General features: G+C 57.5%; 1 protein-coding gene and 1 pseudogene. One reads left to right on the top strand and one right to left on the bottom strand.

Annotation, left to right across the window (positions count from 1 at the left end; genetic code table 11):
- Positions 1-312 precede the first annotated feature (312 nt).
- Complete coding sequence (locus ACF08D_RS31265) at positions 313-1,578, bottom strand: IS256 family transposase (RefSeq protein ID WP_003943361.1); 1,266 nt, start codon at positions 1,576-1,578, stop codon at positions 313-315.
- On the opposite strand from ACF08D_RS31265, the pseudogene ACF08D_RS31260 reads away from it, so the two are divergent.
- Positions 1,556-1,853 (top strand): annotated as a pseudogene (locus ACF08D_RS31260) (hypothetical protein); the annotation flags it as partial. The gene ACF08D_RS31265 and the pseudogene ACF08D_RS31260 overlap by 23 nt on opposite strands.

Here is a 1,853-nt window from a genome sequence, read left to right as displayed (position 1 = left end):
CTCAAATTCTTTCAAGCAAGTTTCGACCAACTCGACGCCACCGACCCAACGCTCTCAGGAGATCGTTACAAGCATGGGCTGGGTCTACGCGCAGCCAAAACGCGTTGGACAGCATCGAAATGCGTATAGCGGCATTGGGACCCACAAAAGGCACCCAAACATCACGCTCTTGGAATCTTCCGACCATGTGGATACCAACCTCGGCGGATCCAACCGATTTCATCACCCAATATTCCCAAAACAACACCACTCCCGTTCGCTACGATGCATCCGGGAGTGTCCGATTAACGGTGGATCCGACCTTGATGTCGGTTAGTTACCGTTCAGGGTGATGCGTCCTTCGAAGGTGATCGCAAACGCATTGAGCGCGGGCTTCCACCTCATTGCCCATCGTGCCTTACCTTTCCCTGTCGGGTCCAGAGCACGCGTGGCCAAGTACAAGCATTTGAGCGCCGCCTGCTCAGTCGGGAAGTGCCCACGCGCCCGTACTGCGCGCCTGTAGCGAGCGTTGACAGACTCGATCGCGTTCGTCGAGCAGATGACGCGCCTGATCTCGACGTCGTAGTCCAGGAACGGAACGAACTCACTCCACGCGTTGTCCCACATCTTGATAATCGCTGGATACTGCTGCCCCCATTTCTGCGTGAACTCAGCGAATCGTTCCCTGGCCGCAAACTCCGACGGAGCGGTGTAGACAGGTTTGAGATCACGCGCCATCGCATCCCAATATTTACGAGAGGCAAAGCGAAAAGTGTTGCGTATCAGATGAATAATGCACGTCTGCACCACAGCGAGTTCCCAGACGGTGTTGATCGCTTCAGGCAATCCTTTGAGTCCGTCGCACACAACGATGCAGACGTCCGCCACACCACGGTTCTTGATCTCGGTCAGGACCGAGAGCCAGAACTTTGCGCCCTCTCCGCCCTCGCCGGCCCAGATCCCGAGGATGTCGCGTTCGCCATTGACGGTGACGCCGATCGCGACATACATCGGCCGGTTGGTGACCTGCCCATCGCGAACCTTCACGTGCACCGCATCGATGAACATCACCGGATACACCCGATCAAGTGGCCGGTTCTGCCACTCCGTCATTTCCCCGACGACCTTGTCGGTGATCCGCGAGATCGTGTCCTTCGACACCGACGCTCCGTAAATATCTTGAAAGTGCGCGGATATCTCGCCGGTCGTCAAACCCTTTGCCGTCAATGACAATACGATCTCATCGATACCCGTCAAGCGTCGCTGACGCTTCTTAACAATCTGCGGGTCGAACGAAGAATCGACGTCGCGTGGCACTTCGATCTCCACCGGCCCGATCTCAGTGAGCACCGTCTTCGAACGGGTACCGTTCCTCGAGTTGCCGCTGCCGCGGCCGGCGGCATCGTGCTTCTCGTAGCCCAGGTGCTCGGTCATCTCCGCGTCTAACGCGGTCTCTAGGACGTTTTTGGTGAGTTGATTGAGGAGTCCGTTCGGGCCCATCAACTCCACGCCCTGCTCCTTGGCCTGAGCCAGGAGCTGCTCGGCCAACTGCTTCTGATCCACCTCAGTCTCTGCCATGGGATCAAGTGTTTCGGTCATCGTCGATCCTTCCCGCCAAGCTCAGCTCGGCGTGTTGAATCAAGGACCGGATCCACCGTTATTCAGACAGTCCCCCGGCAAAGGCATGGCGCTGTCGGAGGATCGGGAAGTGTTTCAGGCAGTCGGCACTGGTGTCGGCTCGACAGGTACCTCGATGTCGATGCTCCAGTTCCATCAGCCCGAGATCCGTGTCCTTCAGCATGATCAGGGCGCGGAGATGCTGATCCGTGAAGTGCTCCGCAAGACCGGGTATTCGCCTGTGTCGTTTGGTATGT

The sequence above is a fragment of the Streptomyces sp. NPDC015131 genome (assembly GCF_043079975.1).
Classification (GTDB): Bacteria; Actinomycetota; Actinomycetes; order Streptomycetales; family Streptomycetaceae; genus Streptomyces.
Note: the sequence above shows the minus strand (reverse complement) of the source record. Positions and strands in the feature narration are given on the sequence as shown.

Coding starts and splice junctions, on each gene's coding strand:
- ACF08D_RS31265 (WP_003943361.1), bottom strand. CDS start 1,578: ATGACCGAAACACTTGATCCCATGGCAGAGACTGAGGTGGATCAGAAG.